The sequence below is a fragment of the Quatrionicoccus australiensis genome, from assembly GCF_020510425.1.
GTDB classification, from domain to species: domain Bacteria; phylum Pseudomonadota; class Gammaproteobacteria; order Burkholderiales; family Rhodocyclaceae; genus Azonexus; species Azonexus australiensis_A.
Map to the genome: position 1 here is coordinate 1,987,260 of NZ_JAHBAH010000001.1, position 17,613 is coordinate 2,004,872.

The following is a 17,613-nucleotide window of genomic DNA, read 5'->3' on the forward strand; positions in this document are numbered from 1 at the left end:
GCGGGGATGCGAGTACGGCGCAACGCGCTTGTCGCCGACAAACAGAATTTTCAATCATGCACAATCTTTCGGAGGCGACCGAGTGATGCGCCACCTCCCACTCGCCATTTTCGTCGTCCTGCTCGGCATTGCGCCGCAGGTCCTGCCCGAATTCCACGTCACGCTGCTCAACTACATCGGCCTCTACGCCGTCGTCGTCGTCGGCCTCGTGCTGCTGACCGGGGTCGGCGGCCTGACCTCGTTCGGCCAGGCCGCTTTCGTCGGGCTCGGCGCCTACACCACCGCCTACCTGACCACGAGCTACGGTTTCTCGCCGTGGGCGACCCTGTTCATCGGTCTTGTCCTGACCGGCAGCGTCGCCTTTCTGCTCGGCTTCATCACCTTGCGCATGGGCGGCCATTACCTGCCGCTCGGCACCATCGCCTGGGGCATCAGCCTGTATTTCCTGTTCGGCAATCTCGAATTGCTCGGCGGCCATACCGGCATCACCGGCATCCCGGCCGTTTCGCTGTTCGGCTGGGACATGAAATCGGGCCGCGAATTTTTCTACCTGATCTGGCTGTTCGTGTTGCTCGCCATCCTGGCCGTGCGCAACCTGCTCGATTCGCGCCAGGGCCGCGCCATTCGCGCCCTCAAGGGCGGCAGCGTGATGGCCGAGGCGATGGGCGTCAATACGCCGCACACCAAGATCGTCATCTTCCTGATCGCCGCGCTGCTCGCCAGCATCTCGGGCTGGCTGTACGCGCACCTGCAGCGCTTCGTCAATCCGACGCCGTTCGCCATTGCGCAGGGCATCGAATACCTGTTCATGGGCGTCGTCGGCGGCATCGGCCACGTCTGGGGCGCCGTGCTCGGCGCCAGCCTGATCACCATCCTCAAGCAGTGGCTGCAGGACTGGCTGCCGCAGATTCTCGGCCAGAGCGGCAATTTCGAGATCATCGTGTTCGGCGTCGCCATGGTGCTGATCCTGCAGAAAGCGCGCGACGGCCTGTGGCCGGTCATCCTGCGCCGCCTGCCGACACGTTCGCTGCAACGCGCCGTACCGCAGGCGGAAATGCTGCCCAAACGCGCGGCTACCGCTGCCGGCACCGTGCTGCTGACGGCCGAGGAAGTCACCAAGCGTTTCGGCGGCCTGGTCGCCAACAACAACATGTCGCTGTCGGTGCAGGCGGGCGAGGTGATGGCGCTGATCGGCCCGAACGGCGCTGGCAAGAGCACGATGTTCAACTGCATCTCGGCGGTCAGCCCGGCCACTTCCGGCAAAATCGCCTTCCTCGGCGAGTCGACCGGCAAGCTGCTGGCGCGCGACATCGCCCGGCGCGGCATGAGCCGCACCTTCCAGCACGTGCGCCTGCTCGGCAACATGAGCGTGCTCGAAAACGTCGCGATCGGCGCCCATCTGCGCGGCAACAAGGGCGTGCTGGCCGCGGCCTTGCGCCTCGACCGCGCCGAAGAACAAGGCCTGCTCGCCGAAGCCGCCCGCCAGATCGAACGGGTCGGCCTCAAAGACCACATGTTCGATGCGGCCGGTAGCCTGGCCCTCGGCCAGCAGCGCATCGTCGAAATCGCCCGCGCCCTTGCTTCCGATCCCTGCCTGCTGCTCCTCGACGAACCGGCCGCCGGCCTGCGTTACCAGGAAAAGGTCGCGCTCGGCGAACTGCTCAAGAAACTGCGCGCCGAAGGCATGGGCATCCTGCTCGTCGAACACGACATGGATTTCGTCATGGGCCTGGCCGATCGCGTCGTGGTCATGGAATTCGGCGAGAAGATCGCCGAGGGCAAGCCGGAAGAGGTCCAGCGCGACCCGAAGGTGCTCGAAGCCTATCTCGGCGGAGTTGAATGATGAGCAAGCACGCACACCTGCACGACCACGAGGTCATCCTCGACGTGAAGAACCTGCGCGTCGCCTACGGCAAGGTCGAGGCGCTGCACGAAGTGAATCTGACCATCCGGCGCGGCGAGATCGTCACCGTGATCGGCCCGAACGGCGCCGGCAAGACCACCTTGCTCGCCTCGCTGATGGGCCTCTTGCCGGCCGATGGCGAGATCGTCTACATGGGCCACGCCCAGGGCCGCGAGCGCGAAGTCGAAACCCTGGTCCGCCAGGGCATGACGCTGGTTCCGGAAAAGCGCGAGCTGTTCGCCGAGATGAGCGTCGAGGACAACCTGCTGCTCGGCGCCTTCGACCGCTACCGCACCGGCCACCGCGACCAGATGGAAACCATGGACGAGGTCTTCGAGCTCTTCCCGCGTCTCGAAGAACGCCGCGCCCAGCTCGCCGGCACGTTGTCCGGCGGCGAACGCCAGATGCTGGCGATGGGCCGCGCCCTGATGGCCAAGCCCAAGCTCTTGATGCTCGACGAACCCAGCCTCGGCCTGGCACCGCTGATCATCAAGGAAATCTTCCGCATCATCGCCGAACTCAAGCAGACCGGCGTCGCCATCCTGCTCGTCGAGCAGAACGCGCGCGCCGCGCTGCAGATCGCCGATTACGGCTACGTGCTGGAAACCGGCGAAGTCTCGCTGTCCGGCCCGAGCGCCGAACTGGCCGCCGATCCGCGCGTCATCGAGGCCTATCTCGGCCTCGGTCACAAGCAAAAGTAAAAACGGCCTTTTTTACCGGTCGACCGCTACGGCCGACCGGTTTTCATTTCATGCAATCAACGCTCGTCGCGTTCGCGCCGACGTTCGCCACGCTTGTCGCCCGGCGGCGCTTCGCGGGCCGGGGCGGGCGCGGCCTGCGGCATCGGTGCCCGCATCGGCTGCGGTGCCGCCTGCGGCATTTCGCGCTGACGCGGCACGTCGACCGGGCGCGGCATCTCGCGTTCCTGCCGTGAAAAATCCGGACGCTGGATTTCGCGCTGGCGAACCTGCGGCTCGACAGCAGCAGGCTGGAATGCCGGCGCCTCGCGCACCACGGGCGGCCGCCGTTCTTCGCGAACGACGGGCATTTCCCGCATTCTCGGCAGGTCGACCGGACGGGCGACTTCACGTTCCTGACGCATGAAGCCCGGACGCCGGCTGTCACCCTCCTGGCGCGGCATATCGCCGCCCGCAGACGGTAACGACGGGTTCTCACGTATAACCGCCGGCCGCCGCTCTTCACGCACCACCGGCATTTCCTGGGTTCGCGGCGCGTCTACCGGAGGGGCGATTTCGCGCTCCGGACGCACGAAGCCCGGCCGCCGGTTATCACCATCCTGGCGCGGCATATCGCCACCCGCAGACGGTAACGACGGGTTCTCACGCATCACCGCCGGCCGCCGCTCTTCACGCACCACCGGCATTTCCGGTGTTTTTGGCGCGTCGACCGGACGGACCACTTCACGCTCCTGACGCGTGAAGCCCGGACGCCGGCTATCCCGTTCCTGACGCGGCGCATCGACAGCGGGCAAGGTTTGCGGCGACAGTGGATTTTCACGCACAACGGCGGGCCGCCGCCCATCCTCGCTACGTTCGGGCAAACGACCGGGCATCACGTCACGTCGGCGACCATCGGCATCGCCCGCCGGCATGCCATCACGACTGCGCGGCTCGCCCTGCAACGCAGGCTGACGCGGCCCATCGTCACGCCGGAACGACCGGCCTTCACCGAACGGCATGCCTGCGTCGCGCCGGCTTTCATCACGCAACTGGCGGCCCCCGGCCGGCGGCCGCAATACGTTGTCGGGTGCGGCGCGAACCTGCGGCACGCGCTCCAGATCACGCCGCTCGTGCCGCCCCATGTCGCCGGCGTTGATCGGCCGCCCTTCGCGCAGGAAGGCCGAAGGCACGACCGTCACCGCCTGCGGCAAGGCGCGATGGACATAGGATTGCGGCGGTCCGTTGCGCATTGCCCGGTCAACCAGGCCCATGTCGCGGATATGCGCATGGTTGACCCGATGCACATAGGCCGAGCTGGCATGAAAACCGGGCACATAGACTTCGCGCGGGGCGAGCGGGAACCAGCCGACCGCCGGCGCCGCACCAAAACTGAAACTGGCGCTCCAGCCCGGATTGCCGATCCAGGCCACCAGGGCCGGCGCATAGACCGGACGGGCAACATACGTTCCCGGCGCCCAGCCCCAGCGCCCGCGCACCTGCACCCAGCGGCCGTAATGGAAGGGGGCAAAACCCCATGGCGCCTGATCGACCCAGGTCCAGCCCCAGGGCGCAACCCAGGCCCAGCGGCCAACCCGGTAGGGCGCCCAGTCGTCGGCGACGCTCCGCGGATACCAGACGGCACCGTATTCGGTCCGGACCTGCCAGTCACCGTAAGCGTCCAGATCCTGGTAACCGGTCATCGCCGGCGAAACATGGCGCCGTGACTGGCTGGCGAGGGCGGCATTCTCGCGCTCGCCAACCCAGTAATCGAAGGCATCGCGATCGTAATCGGCCGCGATGCGAAGCGGCTCGCCGGCGTAGAGGCTGGCCTTCTGGCCCGCCCGCACCGGCGTGTTGCGTTCGCCGTCATTGAACACCGCCTGACCGGCCTGGGCGGTCAACTCGGTGTGATCGGAGAAAACGTCGATGCGAAAACGCCCCGGCGTCGCAAAGCGGATACGGCCTTCCGGCGTCTGCACCGTCACGTCATTGCTCTGCTCGGGGTCGAGAATGCTCACCGCCAGCGTGCCGCGCTGCAACTGCAGGCTGACTTCGCGATCATCGAGCACCGGAAAGGCAAGACTGGCGCCGCCGGCCAGACGAAAAGCCGTCGATCCGACCCAGACCTCGGCACGACCGCGGCGTTCGCTCTCAAGTACCGCGCCGCTGCTGATCGGCCAGTTGATGCTGGCCGGCCCGCCTTCGTCGTCACGGTCAACCCGGAAATTGACACCATTTTCAACCAGCGCGAGACGCCCGACCCGCGCCGGCGGATCGGCCTGCGCCGGCGCAGCGGCCAGCACGGCAAACAGGATCAGGAACAGACGCAGGAAAAGAGGCTGGCGGCGCATGGCAAACTCCGGACATTCAGGCGGTGAGATGAACGAATAACGCCCGAGTGCGGCAGACGATGGACGCCCGCCGCAGAATAAATGGTTTCAGGATGTTGCTGCCGGCAAACGCCGTTCAGGCCGCGTCGACTTCGATGCCGTATTTGTTGGCCACCGTGACATAGAGTTCGCGCGCCGAGGCCACCTTGGCGCTCTTGCGATCCTTGCGCTGGGCGCGCTGCAGATAATCCTGCGCGCGCGCCGCCAACTCTTTGTCCCAGCCCTTTTTGTCGAGCAGGGTGAAAATGGCCTTCGCGGCATTGACCAGGAACTGCAGGTTGGGAACCTGTTCGGCCGCCTGGATCAGCAACTCGACGGCGCCTTCCAGATCGCCATTGCGCGCCGCCATGACGCCCTTGTTGTTGAGTTCGATGATCTGTTTGCCGACCTGATCGAGCAAGGCCTTACCGGCATCCGGCTGCCCGGTCTTTTCGAACACGCTGGTGATATGCCCGATCAGATGCGGATCTTCATGATTTTCGGCAGCCACCTGGCGCATGATTTTCTGCGCCGCATCCTGCTTGCCTGTGGCGTAGCAGGCGTGCGCCAGATCGACGGCCAGGCGTTGCGAGACATGCTTGCCCTTGGCACCGGCCTCGGCAACGACCTCCTGCTGCAGGGCGATGGCCTGCTCGACCAGGCCTTGCGCCTTGTCGGACGAACCTTCCATGTCGAGGCAGAGACTTTCGGTGACCAGTGCCGCCAGTTCGGCCTGCTTGTCGCCGCGCCATTCGCGCTTCATGTCGGCGGTGATCTTGCGCGAAGCGGCGACGTCGCCTTTTTCAACAAGCACCCGCGACAGGTTGGCAAAGTCGTCCACGGTGCGCAGGCTGGAGCCACGACTGCGATCAATCACCTTGGCATAGGCCTTTTCGGCACCGAGCAGATCCTTGTTGCGCGCCGCCGTATCGCCGACCAGCCGCTGCCGGATGGTGTTGTGCGGCGAGGCATCAGCCGCCCGTTGCAGGACATGCTGCGCATCGACCAGACGGCCCTTGGCCTCATGCACGGAGGCGAGGAAATCGTAGGCGGAAAGGAACTCCGGTGCCTCTTCCAGCACCTGCTCGGCCAGATCGCCGGCCTCATCGAGCGCCCCGCGATCGCGCAAGGCGGTGGCCAGTCCCATCTTGGCCCAGGGCACGACACGACCTTCGAGCACGCGGCGGAACACCTCTTCGGCTTCCGCCGTCTTGCCCAGGGTATGCAGCAATTCGCCCTTGAAGCGCAGCGCATCGTACATGTAGGCCGGTTGCTGCTGGATCACCCGGTCACAGGCGGCAATCGCCTCCTGCAGGGCGCCGCGCTCGATCTGCTCGTAGATCCGGCGCAATACGTGTTTCTTGAAAATCGCCTTGACCAGGCGGGCCTGCAACTGGTCAGCCGTAAACGGCTTGATCAGGTAGTCGTCCGGCGCCAGTTCGGCCATCGACACGACGTTGGTGTAACCGCGCTCGCTGGTGATGATCAGATAGACCGTGCCGAGCGGAATCAGATGGGCATGCCGCAATTCTTCGAGCAACTGCTGGCCATCGCGGCCGTCATCGAGAACAAAGTCGGACAACACGATATCGAAACGGTTGGTCTTGACCTGGCGAATCACCTCGGCCGAATTGCCGGCGCCGTGAACGGCAGTCACCCCGAGCGCAGCCAGCATCAGGCGCAGCGATTCGCGCGCCGGCGGGTGCCGGTCGACGATCAAAACCCGCTTTTTTGTCAGTGACTGCTGCAAAACCAGCAGCATCTCGTCGTTATCGAGAGCGCTCATGCTATTTGCTTGCCTAGTGCGAATCTCGGCAAGTTACTTGAGTTCGGCAGGCAGGGCAAGGCATGCCGGGATGCGGCCGCCGGTCAGCCCCGGACCTGCTACTCGCCGCAGCGCGGCAGCGGCGCGGCGAAAACTTCGATTTTTCAGCGACCTGACGTAAAATCCGGCTCCCGATACTGCACCGCAGCAAGGCTATTCCCATGCTCTATCCCACCCGTTTTGATGTCATCGTTGTCGGCGGCGGTCATGCCGGCACCGAGGCTGCGCTGGCCGCAGCGCGGATGGGGGCGAACACGCTCTTGCTGACCCACAATCTCGACACGCTCGGCGCGATGAGCTGCAACCCGTCGATCGGCGGCATCGGCAAGGGCCACCTGGTGCGCGAAGTCGATGCGCTGGGCGGGGCGATGGCGGCAGCGACCGACGAAGCCGGTATCCAGTTCCGCATCCTCAATGCCTCAAAGGGCCCGGCCGTGCGCGCCACCCGCGCCCAGGCCGACCGCGTGCTGTACAAGCAGGCAATCCGTTCGCGCCTGGAAAACCAGCCCAACCTGACCATCTTTGCCGAAGCCTGCGACGACCTGATCGTCGAAGGCGACAAGGTCTGCGGCGCCGTCACCCAGCTCGGCATCCGCTTTTTGGCCGATTCCGTGGTGTTGACCGCCGGCACCTTCCTCAACGGCAAGATACACGTCGGCCTGGAGAACTACACCGGCGGCCGCATGGGCGATCCGCCCTCGGTATCGCTGGCGGCACGCCTCAAGGAACTGAATCTGCCGCAAGGCCGCCTGAAGACCGGCACACCGCCGCGCCTGGATGGCAAGACCATCGATTTCTCGGTGATGGAAGAACAGCATTCGGACAACCCGCTGCCGGTCTTTTCCTTCCTCGGCAACGCCGCCCAGCACCCGCGCCAGCTGCCGTGCTGGATCACCGAAACCAATGAGCGCACGCACGACATCATCCGCAGCGGCCTCGACCGCTCGCCGATGTACACCGGCGTCATCGAAGGCGTCGGCCCGCGCTACTGCCCGTCGATCGAAGACAAGATCCACCGCTTCGCCGACAAGAACCAGCACAACGTCTTCCTCGAGCCGGAAGGCCTGACCACGCACGAGATCTACCCGAACGGCGTCTCCACCAGCCTGCCTTTCGACATCCAGCTGGCACTGGTGCGCTCGATCCGCGGCATGGAAAACTGCCACATCCTGCGCCCCGGCTATGCCATCGAATACGATTTCTACGATCCGCGCGGCCTCAAGGACACGCTGGAGTCGAAGGCGATCAACGGTCTGTTCTTCGCCGGCCAGATCAACGGCACGACCGGCTATGAAGAGGCTGCCGCGCAGGGCCTGCTCGCCGGCGTCAATGCCGTGCGCTACCTGCGCAACGAAGCAGGCTGGTGTCCGAAGCGCAACGAGGCCTACCTCGGCGTGCTGGTCGACGACCTGATCACGCGCGGCGTTTCCGACCCGTACCGGATGTTCACCAGCCGCGCCGAATACCGCCTCAGCCTGCGCGAGGACAACGCCGATCTGCGCCTGACCGAACAGGGCCGGGCGCTCGGCCTGATCGACGATAGCCGCTGGGCTGCCTTCTGCCAAAAGCGCGATGCCATCGCCGCCGAGCAGGAGCGCCTGAAAGCGACCTGGGTCAATCCGAAAATCCTGCCGGCCGAGGATGCACTACGCGTACTCGGCAAGGCCATCGAGCATGAGTACAACCTGTTCGAACTGCTGCGCCGCCCGGAAATTTCCTACGCCTCGCTGCTGACGCTGCCCGGCGCCGGTGAAGCGCTGAGCGACCCGGCGGTCGTCGAACAACTGGAAATCTCCGCCAAGTACCAGGGCTATATCGACCGCCAGGCCGAGGAAGTCGCCAAGTCGAGTTCCTACGAAAATACCGCGCTACCGGTCGATCTCGATTACGGCAAGGTGGCCGGCCTGTCCAATGAAGTGAAGCAGAAACTGGCCCTGCACAAGCCGCAGACCATCGGTCAGGCTTCGCGCATCCAGGGCATCACGCCGGCGGCGATTTCGCTGCTGCTGATCCACCTCAAGCGCTTCAACCTGAGCCAGGCCGCATGAGCGCCATGACCCTAGCCGCCGGCCTCGCCGAACTCGGCATCGACTTGCCGGAAGAGGCGCAGCACAAGCTGCTCGCCTTCCGCGACCTGCTGCTGAAGTGGAACAAGACCTACAACCTGACCGCGCTGCGCGATCCGGAACAGGTCATTTCGCATCACCTGCTCGATTCGCTCGCGATCCTGCCGCATGTCGGCCCCGGCGCGCTGCTCGATGTCGGTAGCGGCGGCGGCCTGCCCGGCATTCCGCTGGCAATCGCGCGCCCCGAACTGTCGGTCAGCATGGTCGATACCGTGCAGAAGAAGGCAACTTTCCTGCAACAGGCGGCGATCGAACTCGGCCTGAAGAATATTCGGGCGCATCACGCCCGGGTCGAGGAAATGCAGGGACAATATGCGCAGATCAGTTCGCGCGCCTTTGCCGAGATCGGCCTGTTCATCAGCCTAACCCGCCACCTGCTGGCGCCAGGCGGGCGCTGGCTGGCCATGAAGGGCGTCCGTCCGGATGCCGAACTTGAATCCCTGCCGGTCGACATCGTTGTGGAAGCCATTATTCCACTGCATGTGCCGGGGCTGGATGCCGAACGCCATTTGATCATTCTGAAAGCCGGGTCATGAAAGTACTCGCCATAACCAACCAGAAGGGCGGCGTCGGCAAGACGACCACCGCCGTCAATCTGGCTGCCTCGCTCGGCGCCGAAGGCCAGCGCGTGCTGCTGATCGACATGGACCCGCAGGGCAATGCAACGACCGGCGCCGGCATCACCAAGAAGGAAGCGCTGCCCACGGTGTACCAGTTGCTGATCGGTGCCGCGACACTAAGCGAGGTCTGCATCAAGACCGAATTCGACTTCGACATCCTGCCCGCCAACCGCGAACTGGCCGGTGCCGAAGTCGAGCTGATCGAACTCGATCAGCGCGAATACCGCCTCAAGAACGCCCTACAGGCCGGCCACGCCACTTACGACTTCATCCTGATCGACTGCCCGCCGGCGCTCAACATGCTGACGGTCAACGGCCTGGTCGCCTCCGATTCCGTGCTGATCCCGATGCAGTGCGAGTACTACGCGCTGGAAGGCCTCTCCGACCTCGTCGAAACCCTGCGCAAGGTTCGCCACCACCTCAATTCGCGCCTCGAGATCGAGGGCCTGCTGCGCACCATGTACAACCCGCAGAGCACGCTGACGCAACAGGTCTCGAACGAACTGGAAAGCCACTTCGGCAACAAGGTCTACAAGACCATCGTGCCGCGCAACGTCCGCCTCGCCGAAGCACCGTCCTACGGCAAGCCGGTGATTGCCTTCGACAAAAACTCCAAGGGTGCGCAGGCCTACAGCGCGCTCGCCAAAGAAATTCTCGAGAGGGTCGCCCCATGATCAAGATGAAAGGACTCGGCCGCGGCCTGGATGCCCTGCTTTCCGGCAGCGACAAGCCGCAGGGTGACGAACAGCGCAATCTGCCGGTCGAGCGTCTGCGCCCCGGCAAATACCAGCCGCGCACCCACATGGACCAGGAGTCGCTCGCCGAACTCGCCGCCTCGATCAAGACCCAGGGCGTCATGCAACCGATCCTGGTCCGTGCCGTCGACAGCACGCCGGGTGCCGAACGCTACGAAATCGTCGCCGGCGAGCGCCGCTGGCGCGCCTCGCAACTGGCCGGCCTGAGCGAAGTCCCGGTCCTCGTGCGCAGCATCCCCGACGAACAGGCGCTGGCCATGGCCCTGATCGAGAACATCCAGCGCGAAAACCTCAATCCGCTCGAAGAAGCCCAGGGCCTGCAACGCCTGATCGACGAGTTCGGTCTGACCCACCAGCAGGCCGCCGATGCGGTTGGCCGTTCGCGTCCGGCCGCCTCCAATTTGCTGCGTCTGCTGCAGTTGACCGGTGCCGCCCAGGAATTGCTGATGACCGGCAAGCTCGACATGGGCCACGCCCGCGCCCTGCTGCCGCTGCCCGCAGCACAGCAGGTTGCCGTTGCCCAGCGCATCGTGCTCAAGGGATTGTCGGTGCGCGAAGCCGAACGCCTTGTGCAGCAGATCCTCACACCACCGGAAAAAGCCGCCGAGCGCCCGGTCGACCGTGACCTGCTGCGCCTGCAGGAAGAACTTTCCGATGTCATGGGCGCCAATGTCGCGATCCGCAGCAACAAGAAGGGCGCCGGCAAAATCACCATCGAATTCGGCGACCTCGATCAACTCGACGGCATCCTCGGCAAACTGCGTTAAACCCCGGTAAACCGCGCCAGTCAACGAAATCCTACGGGAAAACCCCTAATTTTCATTGACGTAGAAATGCCCAGTCTTGTATCATTTAGGTCTGTGTGGCACGTCCGGTCAACGATTGCAAGGCACCATGTACAAGGCGATTTATCTCCAATTTGGTGCGGCAGTGATAACAGCAATCGGGGCTGGTTTAATCGTGGGAACGCGGGGGCTTGTTTCGGTGGGATTGGCGGCGATCGCCAGCATACTTCCCAACCTTTTCTTTGCCGTCCGGCTGACGATGTTGAGCAACCGCCCCGGCAATATCTACGCGGCGAACTTCTTCATCGGTGAGTTCCTCAAGATCGGCGTCACCATTGGATTACTGGCAATCGCCATCAAGGGGTATCCCGAGATGCACTGGCCCAGCTTGTTGATCGGCTTCGCGATTGTTTTGCATGCAGGTTTTATAGCGTTCTGGAAGAAACCCTGATTATGTCTACAGCAGGCCACGAAGAAACAGCAGCAAACGCGCCGACCGCCGGCGAATACATCGTTCACCACCTGACGCAATGGAATACCACCGGTCATGCGCAGAAGGATGTGATCGATTTCAGCGTTCTCAATCTCGACACCATGATCTTTTCCGTCCTGATGGGCGTACTGGGTCTGTTCGTCATGTGGCGTGTCGCCAAGAGCGTCACTTCCGGCGTGCCGGGTCGCATGCAGGCAGCCGTCGAAATCGTTCTTGAAATGGTCAACGACCAGGCCAAGGGCATCGTCCATAGCGCCGAATCCCGCAAGTTCGTCGGCCCGCTGGCGCTGACCGTGTTCATCTGGATCTTCCTGATGAACTCGATGGACTTCCTGCCGGTCGATCTGTTGCCGACGCTGTGGCAGACCATCACCGATGACCATCACGCCTATCTGCGCGTTGTCCCGACCGCCGACCTTAACGGCACGCTGGGCATGTCGGCCGGCGTCCTGCTAGTCTGCGTGTACTACAACATCAAGATCAAGGGTATTGGCGGCTGGATCCACGAACTCTTCACCGCACCGTTCGGCAGCCACCCGCTGCTCTACCCGATCAATTTCGCCATGCAGATGATCGAATTCCTCGCCAAGACCGTTTCCCACGGCATGCGACTGTTCGGCAACATGTATGCAGGCGAACTGGTATTCATGCTGATCGCACTGATGGGTGCAGCCTGGACTGCAAGCGCCACCGGCGTTTCCCTGTTCCTCGGCCACATCGTCGCCGGTTCGATCTGGGCAATCTTCCACATCCTGATTGTTGCCCTGCAAGCTTTCATCTTCATGATGCTGACGCTGGTCTATGTCGGCCAGGCTCACGAAGCGCACTGATTTCGTTGTAACTTTGTAGTCTTTTATTTTTTAACTTAGCAAGGAGTTGTCATGGAACACGTTCTCGGTTTTGTTGCTCTGGCTGCCGGCCTGATCATTGGTCTGGGTGCTATCGGTGCCTGTATCGGTATCGGCCTGATGGGCGGCAAGTACATTGAAGCCTCTGCCCGCCAGCCTGAGTTGATGAACGCTCTGCAAACCAAGATGTTCCTGCTGGCCGGTCTGATCGACGCTGCATTCCTGATTGGCGTTGGTATCGCCATGATGTTCGCCTTCGCCAATCCGTTCAAGCTGGTTTAATCGGTCCTCAACCGATCAACTCTTTAGAGGACTAATACCGTGAATCTGAACGCAACGTTGTTTGCACAGCTCGTTGTGTTCTTCATTCTGGCGTGGTTCACGATGCAATTCGTGTGGCCCCCCATTGTGAAGGCGCTCGACGAGCGTGCGAAGAAGATCGCGGATGGACTGGCTGCCGCTGAACGCGGCAAGCATGATCTCGAACTGGCTACCAAGCGCTCCACGGATGCTCTCCGTGAAGGCAAGGAAAAGGCCGCCGAACTGATCGCCAACGCTGAAAAGCGTGCCGCTCAGGTTATCGACGAAGCAAAGGTAACGGCCAAGGCCGAAGCTGACCGCATCGTCGCAGGCGCCAAGGCAGAAATCGACCAGGAAGCTGTACGCGCCAAGGAACAATTGCGCGAACAAGTCTCTTCCCTGGTGGTTGCCGGTGCAGAACAAATTCTGCGTCGCGAGATCAATGCCCAGGCTCATGCCGATATTCTGGCCACGATCAAACAGGATCTGTAAAGCTTATGGCTGAATCTGTCACCATCGCTCGCCCCTACGCTGACGCTGCATTTCGCATCGCTCAGGAAACCGGGGCGCAGGGCATCTGGTCTGCACGCCTCCAGCGTCTGGCCTTTATCGCCCAGGACGGGGACATGGCTTCGGTCATGGGCAATCCCCGGCTCTCCGCCGAGCAGGTTGCCGATCTGTTGATTTCGCTGTCTGAAGACAGCGACGTAACCCTTGGCAGCTTTATTCGTACCCTCGCAGAAAACCGGCGTCTCGCACTCCTGCCGGAGATTTCCCGGCTTTTCGAACTGGCCAAGAGCCAGGAAGAAGGGGTCAAGGAGGCGGTGGTGCATTCCGCATTTCCCATTGACGACAGCCAAATCGCTGCTCTGCTGCAACAGCTCGAGCCCCGCTTTGGTACCCGCCTGACTGCTCGCGTCGTAATCGACCCGAGCCTGATCGGTGGGGTGAAAATTGCCGTCGGTGACCAGGTGCTGGATGCTTCAGTCCGCGGCAAACTCGACTCGATGGCCGTGGCGCTGAACAACTAGGAGAATTTCATGCAGTTGAATCCTTCCGAAATTTCTGAACTGATCAAGAGCAAAATCCAGAACCTGCAGGGCGCATCGGAAGTGCGCACGCAGGGCACCGTGGTTTCCGTCACTGACGGTATCGTGCGCGTGCATGGTTTGCAAGACGTCATGCAAGGCGAAATGCTGGAATTCCCCGGCAACACCTTCGGCATGGCACTCAACCTCGAGCGCGACTCTGTCGGCGCCGTTATTCTTGGCGAATACGAGCACATCTCTGAAGGCGACGTCGTCAAGACGACCGGTCGAATTCTGGAAGTGCCGGTTGGTCCGGAACTGCTTGGCCGCGTGGTCAACACCCTCGGTCAGCCGATCGACGGCAAGGGCCCGATCAACGCCAAGCTGACCGACAAGCTGGAAAAGGTTGCTCCGGGCGTTATTTGGCGCAAGTCCGTTTCCCAGCCGGTGCAAACCGGTCTGAAGTGTGTGGACTCCATGGTTCCGGTTGGTCGTGGTCAGCGCGAGCTGATCATTGGCGACCGCCAGACCGGCAAGACCGCCGTTGCAGTCGACGCCATCATCAACCAGAAGGGCAAGAACCTCTTCTGCGTTTATGTTGCTATCGGCCAGAAGGCTTCCACCATCGCCAACGTCGTGCGCAAGCTCGAAGAACACGGCGCAATGGAATACACCATCGTCGTTGCTGCTTCCGCTTCCGAATCCGCTGCTCTGCAATACCTGGCTCCGTATGCCGGCTGCACGATGGGCGAGTATTTCCGAGACCGCGGTCAAGACGCACTGATCATTTATGACGATTTGACCAAGCAGGCTTGGGGCTACCGTCAGGTTTCCCTGCTGCTGCGCCGTCCGCCGGGCCGCGAAGCCTATCCGGGCGACGTGTTCTATCTCCACTCCCGTCTGCTGGAACGCGCCGCTCGCGTTTCCGAAGCCTGGGTCGAGAAGTTCACCAATGGCGAAGTCACGGGCAAGAGCGGTTCGCTGACCGCACTGCCGGTTATCGAAACCCAGGCAGGTGACGTTTCTGCCTTCGTTCCGACCAACGTGATCTCGATTACCGATGGCCAGATCTTCCTGGAAACCGACCTTTTCAACGCCGGTATCCGTCCTGCTATCAATGCCGGTATCTCCGTGTCCCGCGTCGGTGGCGCTGCCCAGACCAAGCTGATCAAAAAGCTCGGCGGCGGTGTCCGTCTGGCTCTGGCCCAGTACCGCGAACTCGCTGCGTTCGCCCAGTTTGCTTCCGATCTCGACGAAGCAACCCGCAAGCAGCTGGAGCGTGGTCGCCTGGTGACCGAGCTGATGAAGCAGGCCCAGTACTCGCCGATGAACATCTCCGACATGGCCGTCACGCTGTACGCAGCTGACAAGGGTTATTTCGACGATGTCGAAGTCAAGCGTGCCCTGGAATGCGAAAAGGCCATGATCAGCTACCTGAAGGCCAACTGCGCCGATGTCATGAACACCATGGAATCGACTGCAGACCTCAGTGGCGACACCGAAAAGGCACTTGCTGCCGGGATCGCCGCTTTCAAGAGCAGCTGGGCCTGATCGGCTAGGAGAATTGCATGGCTAGCGGCAAGGAAATTCGCAACAAGATCAAGAGCGTCGAAAACACGCGCAAGATCACCAAGGCCATGGAAATGGTGGCCGCATCCAAAATGCGCAAAGCGCAGGAGCGGATGCGTGCTGCCCGTCCTTATGGCGAGAAAATCCGGCGCGTTGCAGGCAATCTGTCGCACGCCCTGACCGAGTACAAGCATCCCTTCCTGAACAAGCGTGAACAAGCCAATGTCGGCATCGTTCTCGTGACGTCGGACAAGGGTCTGTGCGGCGGTTTGAACTCCAACCTCTTGCGCCTTGCGGTGATCAAGATGAAGGAATTCGATGCTCAGGGCACGAAATTTCAGGCGACCTGCATCGGCAACAAGGGTCTCGGCTTCATGCAGCGTGCCGGTGCGAAGATCGTTTCGCACGTAACAGCTCTTGGCGATACGCCGCATCTGGAAAAGCTGATCGGGCCGGTCAAGGTTCAACTTGATGCCTACATGAACGGTGAGATCGATGCGCTTTACATCGGCTACACCCGCTTCATCAACACGATGAAGCAGGAACCGGTCTTCGAACAAGTTCTCCCGCTGACTGGCGAAGCTGTTGGTTCGTCCAAGTCGAACTGGGATTACGTGTACGAACCGGAAGCCAAGGCGGTCATCGACGATCTTTTGATCCGTTACGTCGAAGCAATGATTTATCAGGCTGTGGCCGAAAACATGGCCTCCGAGCAGTCCGCCCGGATGGTTGCCATGAAGTCCGCTTCCGACAACGCCAAGACCGTCATCGGTGACTTGAAGCTGGTTTACAACAAGGCCCGTCAGGCTGCGATTACCAAGGAACTCTCGGAAATCGTCAGCGGCGCCGCCGCGGTGTGACGCGTAGATTTTAATTTTTGGGGATTTGAATATGAGTCAAGGTTCAATCGTTCAGTGCATCGGCGCCGTTGTGGACATCCACTTCCCGCGCGAAGCAATGCCGAAGGTCTACGACGCCCTCAAGCTCGATGCTTCTGAAGCAAACGGCATGGCGGAAGAAGGCCTGACCTTCGAAGTTCAGCAACAGCTGGGCGACGGCGTGGTTCGCACCATTGCCATGGGTTCATCCGACGGCCTGCGCCGCGGCATGAAGGTTAACAACACCGGTGCTGGCATCTCCGTGCCGGTCGGCATGGGCACGCTGGGTCGCATCATGGACGTCCTCGGCCGTCCGATCGACGAAGCCGGTCCGATCGACAGCGACGAACTGCGCGAAATCCACGCAGCCGCACCGAAGTTCGACGAACTGTCGTCTTCCGTCGATCTGCTGGAAACCGGCATCAAGGTTATCGACCTGATCTGCCCGTTCGCCAAGGGCGGCAAGGTTGGCCTGTTCGGTGGCGCCGGCGTCGGCAAGACCGTTAACATGATGGAACTGATCAACAACATCGCCAAGCAACACGCCGGTCTGTCGGTGTTTGCCGGTGTTGGTGAGCGTACCCGTGAAGGTAACGACTTCTATCACGAAATGAAGGACTCCAACGTTCTCGACAAGGTCGCGATGGTGTTCGGTCAGATGAACGAGCCGCCGGGCAACCGTCTGCGCGTCGCGCTGACCGGTCTGACCATGGCCGAACGTTTCCGTGATGATGGTCGTGACATCCTGTTCTTCGTCGACAACATCTATCGCTACACGCTGGCCGGTACCGAAGTGTCCGCACTGCTCGGCCGTATGCCTTCCGCCGTGGGCTATCAGCCGACGCTGGCTGAAGAAATGGGCCGTCTGCAAGAGCGTATCACCTCGACCAAGGTGGGTTCGATCACCTCCATCCAGGCCGTGTACGTGCCTGCCGATGACTTGACCGACCCGTCGCCTGCTACCACCTTCCTGCACCTCGACTCCACCGTTGTGTTGTCGCGTGACATCGCCTCCCTGGGTATCTACCCGGCTGTCGATCCGCTCGACTCCACCTCGCGCCAGCTCGATCCGCAAGTCGTTGGTGAAGAGCATTACTCGGTTGCCCGTGCCGTGCAGATGAATCTGCAGCGCTACAAGGAACTGCGTGACATCATCGCGATTCTGGGTATGGACGAACTGTCTCCTGAAGACAAGCTCGCCGTTTCCCGCGCTCGCAAGATCCAGCGCTTCCTGTCGCAGCCGTTCCACGTTGCTGAAGTCTTCACCGGCTCGCCGGGCAAGTTCGTTTCCCTCAAGGACACGATCAAGGGCTTCAAGGGCATTTGTGCCGGCGAATACGATCACCTGCCGGAACAAGCGTTCTACATGGTCGGCGGTATCGAGGAAGTCATCGAGAAGGCCAAGACGCTGCAGTGATGCGGCGTCGGCATAGG

The 17,613-nt window shown here is 62.1% G+C and carries 16 protein-coding genes; 14 read left to right on the plus strand and 2 right to left on the minus strand.

Annotation, left to right across the window (positions count from 1 at the left end; translation table 11 throughout):
• Positions 1-85 precede the first annotated feature (85 nt).
• Positions 86-1,843, plus strand: a complete 1,758-nt coding sequence (locus KIG99_RS09530; protein WP_226459949.1) for a branched-chain amino acid ABC transporter ATP-binding protein/permease — start codon at positions 86-88, stop codon at positions 1,841-1,843.
• Positions 1,843-2,604 (plus strand): ABC transporter ATP-binding protein, encoded by a 762-nt coding sequence (locus tag KIG99_RS09535; protein ID WP_226441677.1) that lies wholly within the window; start codon positions 1,843-1,845, stop codon positions 2,602-2,604. Before KIG99_RS09530 ends, KIG99_RS09535 begins: the two co-directional genes overlap by 1 nt.
• Positions 2,605-2,660: 56 nt before the next feature.
• Here the strand turns inward: KIG99_RS09535 and KIG99_RS09540 are convergent, their stop codons facing one another.
• Together KIG99_RS09540 and KIG99_RS09545 are read right to left on the minus strand one after the other, a co-directional pair.
• Positions 2,661-4,934 (minus strand): DUF6600 domain-containing protein, encoded by a 2,274-nt coding sequence (locus tag KIG99_RS09540; protein WP_226459950.1) that lies wholly within the window; start codon positions 4,932-4,934, stop codon positions 2,661-2,663.
• 115 nt (positions 4,935-5,049) lie between these two features.
• The gene (locus KIG99_RS09545) at positions 5,050-6,738 is read right to left on the minus strand and encodes a response regulator (protein WP_226459951.1); all 1,689 of its coding nucleotides are present in this window, start codon (positions 6,736-6,738) and stop codon (positions 5,050-5,052) included.
• A gap of 200 nt (positions 6,739-6,938) precedes the next feature.
• Here KIG99_RS09545 and mnmG point away from each other — a divergent pair, with 200 nt between their 5' ends.
• The 12 genes from mnmG (at position 6,939) to atpD (ending at position 17,596) form a co-directional block, all read left to right on the plus strand.
• The gene (gene mnmG / locus KIG99_RS09550) at positions 6,939-8,825 is read left to right on the plus strand and encodes a tRNA uridine-5-carboxymethylaminomethyl(34) synthesis enzyme MnmG (protein WP_226459952.1); all 1,887 of its coding nucleotides are present in this window, start codon (positions 6,939-6,941) and stop codon (positions 8,823-8,825) included.
• Complete coding sequence (rsmG, locus tag KIG99_RS09555) at positions 8,822-9,439, plus strand: 16S rRNA (guanine(527)-N(7))-methyltransferase RsmG (RefSeq protein WP_226459953.1); 618 nt, start codon at positions 8,822-8,824, stop codon at positions 9,437-9,439. The genes mnmG and rsmG overlap by 4 nt, the downstream gene beginning before the upstream one ends.
• The gene (locus KIG99_RS09560) at positions 9,436-10,197 is read left to right on the plus strand and encodes a ParA family protein (RefSeq protein ID WP_226459954.1); all 762 of its coding nucleotides are present in this window, start codon (positions 9,436-9,438) and stop codon (positions 10,195-10,197) included. The genes rsmG and KIG99_RS09560 overlap by 4 nt, the downstream gene beginning before the upstream one ends.
• A complete protein-coding gene (locus tag KIG99_RS09565) occupies positions 10,194-11,045 on the plus strand; it encodes a ParB/RepB/Spo0J family partition protein (protein ID WP_226459955.1) in 852 nt (283 codons plus the stop codon). The genes KIG99_RS09560 and KIG99_RS09565 overlap by 4 nt, the downstream gene beginning before the upstream one ends.
• Positions 11,046-11,172: 127 nt before the next feature.
• Positions 11,173-11,514 carry an ATP synthase subunit I gene (locus KIG99_RS09570; RefSeq protein WP_226459956.1) on the plus strand — a complete coding sequence of 114 codons (342 nt, stop codon included), beginning with the start codon at positions 11,173-11,175 and terminating at the stop codon, positions 11,512-11,514.
• 2 nt (positions 11,515-11,516) lie between these two features.
• Positions 11,517-12,386 (plus strand): F0F1 ATP synthase subunit A, encoded by an 870-nt coding sequence (gene atpB, locus KIG99_RS09575; RefSeq protein WP_226459957.1) that lies wholly within the window; start codon positions 11,517-11,519, stop codon positions 12,384-12,386.
• Positions 12,387-12,437: 51 nt separating this feature from the next.
• On the plus strand, positions 12,438-12,686 hold the full coding sequence (gene atpE / locus KIG99_RS09580; RefSeq protein ID WP_027457100.1) for a F0F1 ATP synthase subunit C: 249 nt from the start codon (positions 12,438-12,440) through the stop codon (positions 12,684-12,686).
• A gap of 39 nt (positions 12,687-12,725) precedes the next feature.
• Entirely contained in the window at positions 12,726-13,196 is a 471-nt protein-coding gene (locus tag KIG99_RS09585; RefSeq protein ID WP_226441686.1) for a F0F1 ATP synthase subunit B, read from the plus strand.
• A 5-nt stretch (positions 13,197-13,201) separates the two neighbouring features.
• Entirely contained in the window at positions 13,202-13,735 is a 534-nt protein-coding gene (locus tag KIG99_RS09590) for a F0F1 ATP synthase subunit delta (protein WP_226459958.1), read from the plus strand.
• 9 nt (positions 13,736-13,744) lie between these two features.
• On the plus strand, positions 13,745-15,283 hold the full coding sequence (gene atpA / locus KIG99_RS09595; RefSeq protein ID WP_226441688.1) for a F0F1 ATP synthase subunit alpha: 1,539 nt from the start codon (positions 13,745-13,747) through the stop codon (positions 15,281-15,283).
• A gap of 17 nt (positions 15,284-15,300) precedes the next feature.
• Positions 15,301-16,161 (plus strand): F0F1 ATP synthase subunit gamma, encoded by an 861-nt coding sequence (gene atpG, locus KIG99_RS09600; RefSeq protein ID WP_226459959.1) that lies wholly within the window; start codon positions 15,301-15,303, stop codon positions 16,159-16,161.
• A 31-nt stretch (positions 16,162-16,192) separates the two neighbouring features.
• On the plus strand, positions 16,193-17,596 hold the full coding sequence (atpD, locus tag KIG99_RS09605) for a F0F1 ATP synthase subunit beta (protein WP_226459960.1): 1,404 nt from the start codon (positions 16,193-16,195) through the stop codon (positions 17,594-17,596).
• Positions 17,597-17,613 lie beyond the last annotated feature (17 nt).

What these genes read in the sequence shown, in the direction of transcription:
- rsmG (WP_226459953.1), top strand. Translation starts at nt 8,822, where the DNA reads ATGAGCGCCATGACCCTAGCCGCCGGCCTCGCCGAACTCGGCATCGAC.
- KIG99_RS09570 (WP_226459956.1), top strand. Translation starts at nt 11,173, where the DNA reads ATGTACAAGGCGATTTATCTCCAATTTGGTGCGGCAGTGATAACAGCA.
- atpE (WP_027457100.1), top strand. Translation starts at nt 12,438, where the DNA reads ATGGAACACGTTCTCGGTTTTGTTGCTCTGGCTGCCGGCCTGATCATT.
- KIG99_RS09535 (WP_226441677.1), top strand. Translation starts at nt 1,843, where the DNA reads ATGAGCAAGCACGCACACCTGCACGACCACGAGGTCATCCTCGACGTG.
- atpD (WP_226459960.1), top strand. Translation starts at nt 16,193, where the DNA reads ATGAGTCAAGGTTCAATCGTTCAGTGCATCGGCGCCGTTGTGGACATC.
- KIG99_RS09530 (WP_226459949.1), top strand. Translation starts at nt 86, where the DNA reads ATGCGCCACCTCCCACTCGCCATTTTCGTCGTCCTGCTCGGCATTGCG.
- atpG (WP_226459959.1), top strand. Translation starts at nt 15,301, where the DNA reads ATGGCTAGCGGCAAGGAAATTCGCAACAAGATCAAGAGCGTCGAAAAC.
- mnmG (WP_226459952.1), top strand. Translation starts at nt 6,939, where the DNA reads ATGCTCTATCCCACCCGTTTTGATGTCATCGTTGTCGGCGGCGGTCAT.
- KIG99_RS09565 (WP_226459955.1), top strand. Translation starts at nt 10,194, where the DNA reads ATGATCAAGATGAAAGGACTCGGCCGCGGCCTGGATGCCCTGCTTTCC.
- KIG99_RS09540 (WP_226459950.1), bottom strand. Translation starts at nt 4,934, where the DNA reads ATGCGCCGCCAGCCTCTTTTCCTGCGTCTGTTCCTGATCCTGTTTGCC.
- KIG99_RS09590 (WP_226459958.1), top strand. Translation starts at nt 13,202, where the DNA reads ATGGCTGAATCTGTCACCATCGCTCGCCCCTACGCTGACGCTGCATTT.
- KIG99_RS09560 (WP_226459954.1), top strand. Translation starts at nt 9,436, where the DNA reads ATGAAAGTACTCGCCATAACCAACCAGAAGGGCGGCGTCGGCAAGACG.
- KIG99_RS09545 (WP_226459951.1), bottom strand. Translation starts at nt 6,738, where the DNA reads ATGAGCGCTCTCGATAACGACGAGATGCTGCTGGTTTTGCAGCAGTCA.
- atpA (WP_226441688.1), top strand. Translation starts at nt 13,745, where the DNA reads ATGCAGTTGAATCCTTCCGAAATTTCTGAACTGATCAAGAGCAAAATC.
- atpB (WP_226459957.1), top strand. Translation starts at nt 11,517, where the DNA reads ATGTCTACAGCAGGCCACGAAGAAACAGCAGCAAACGCGCCGACCGCC.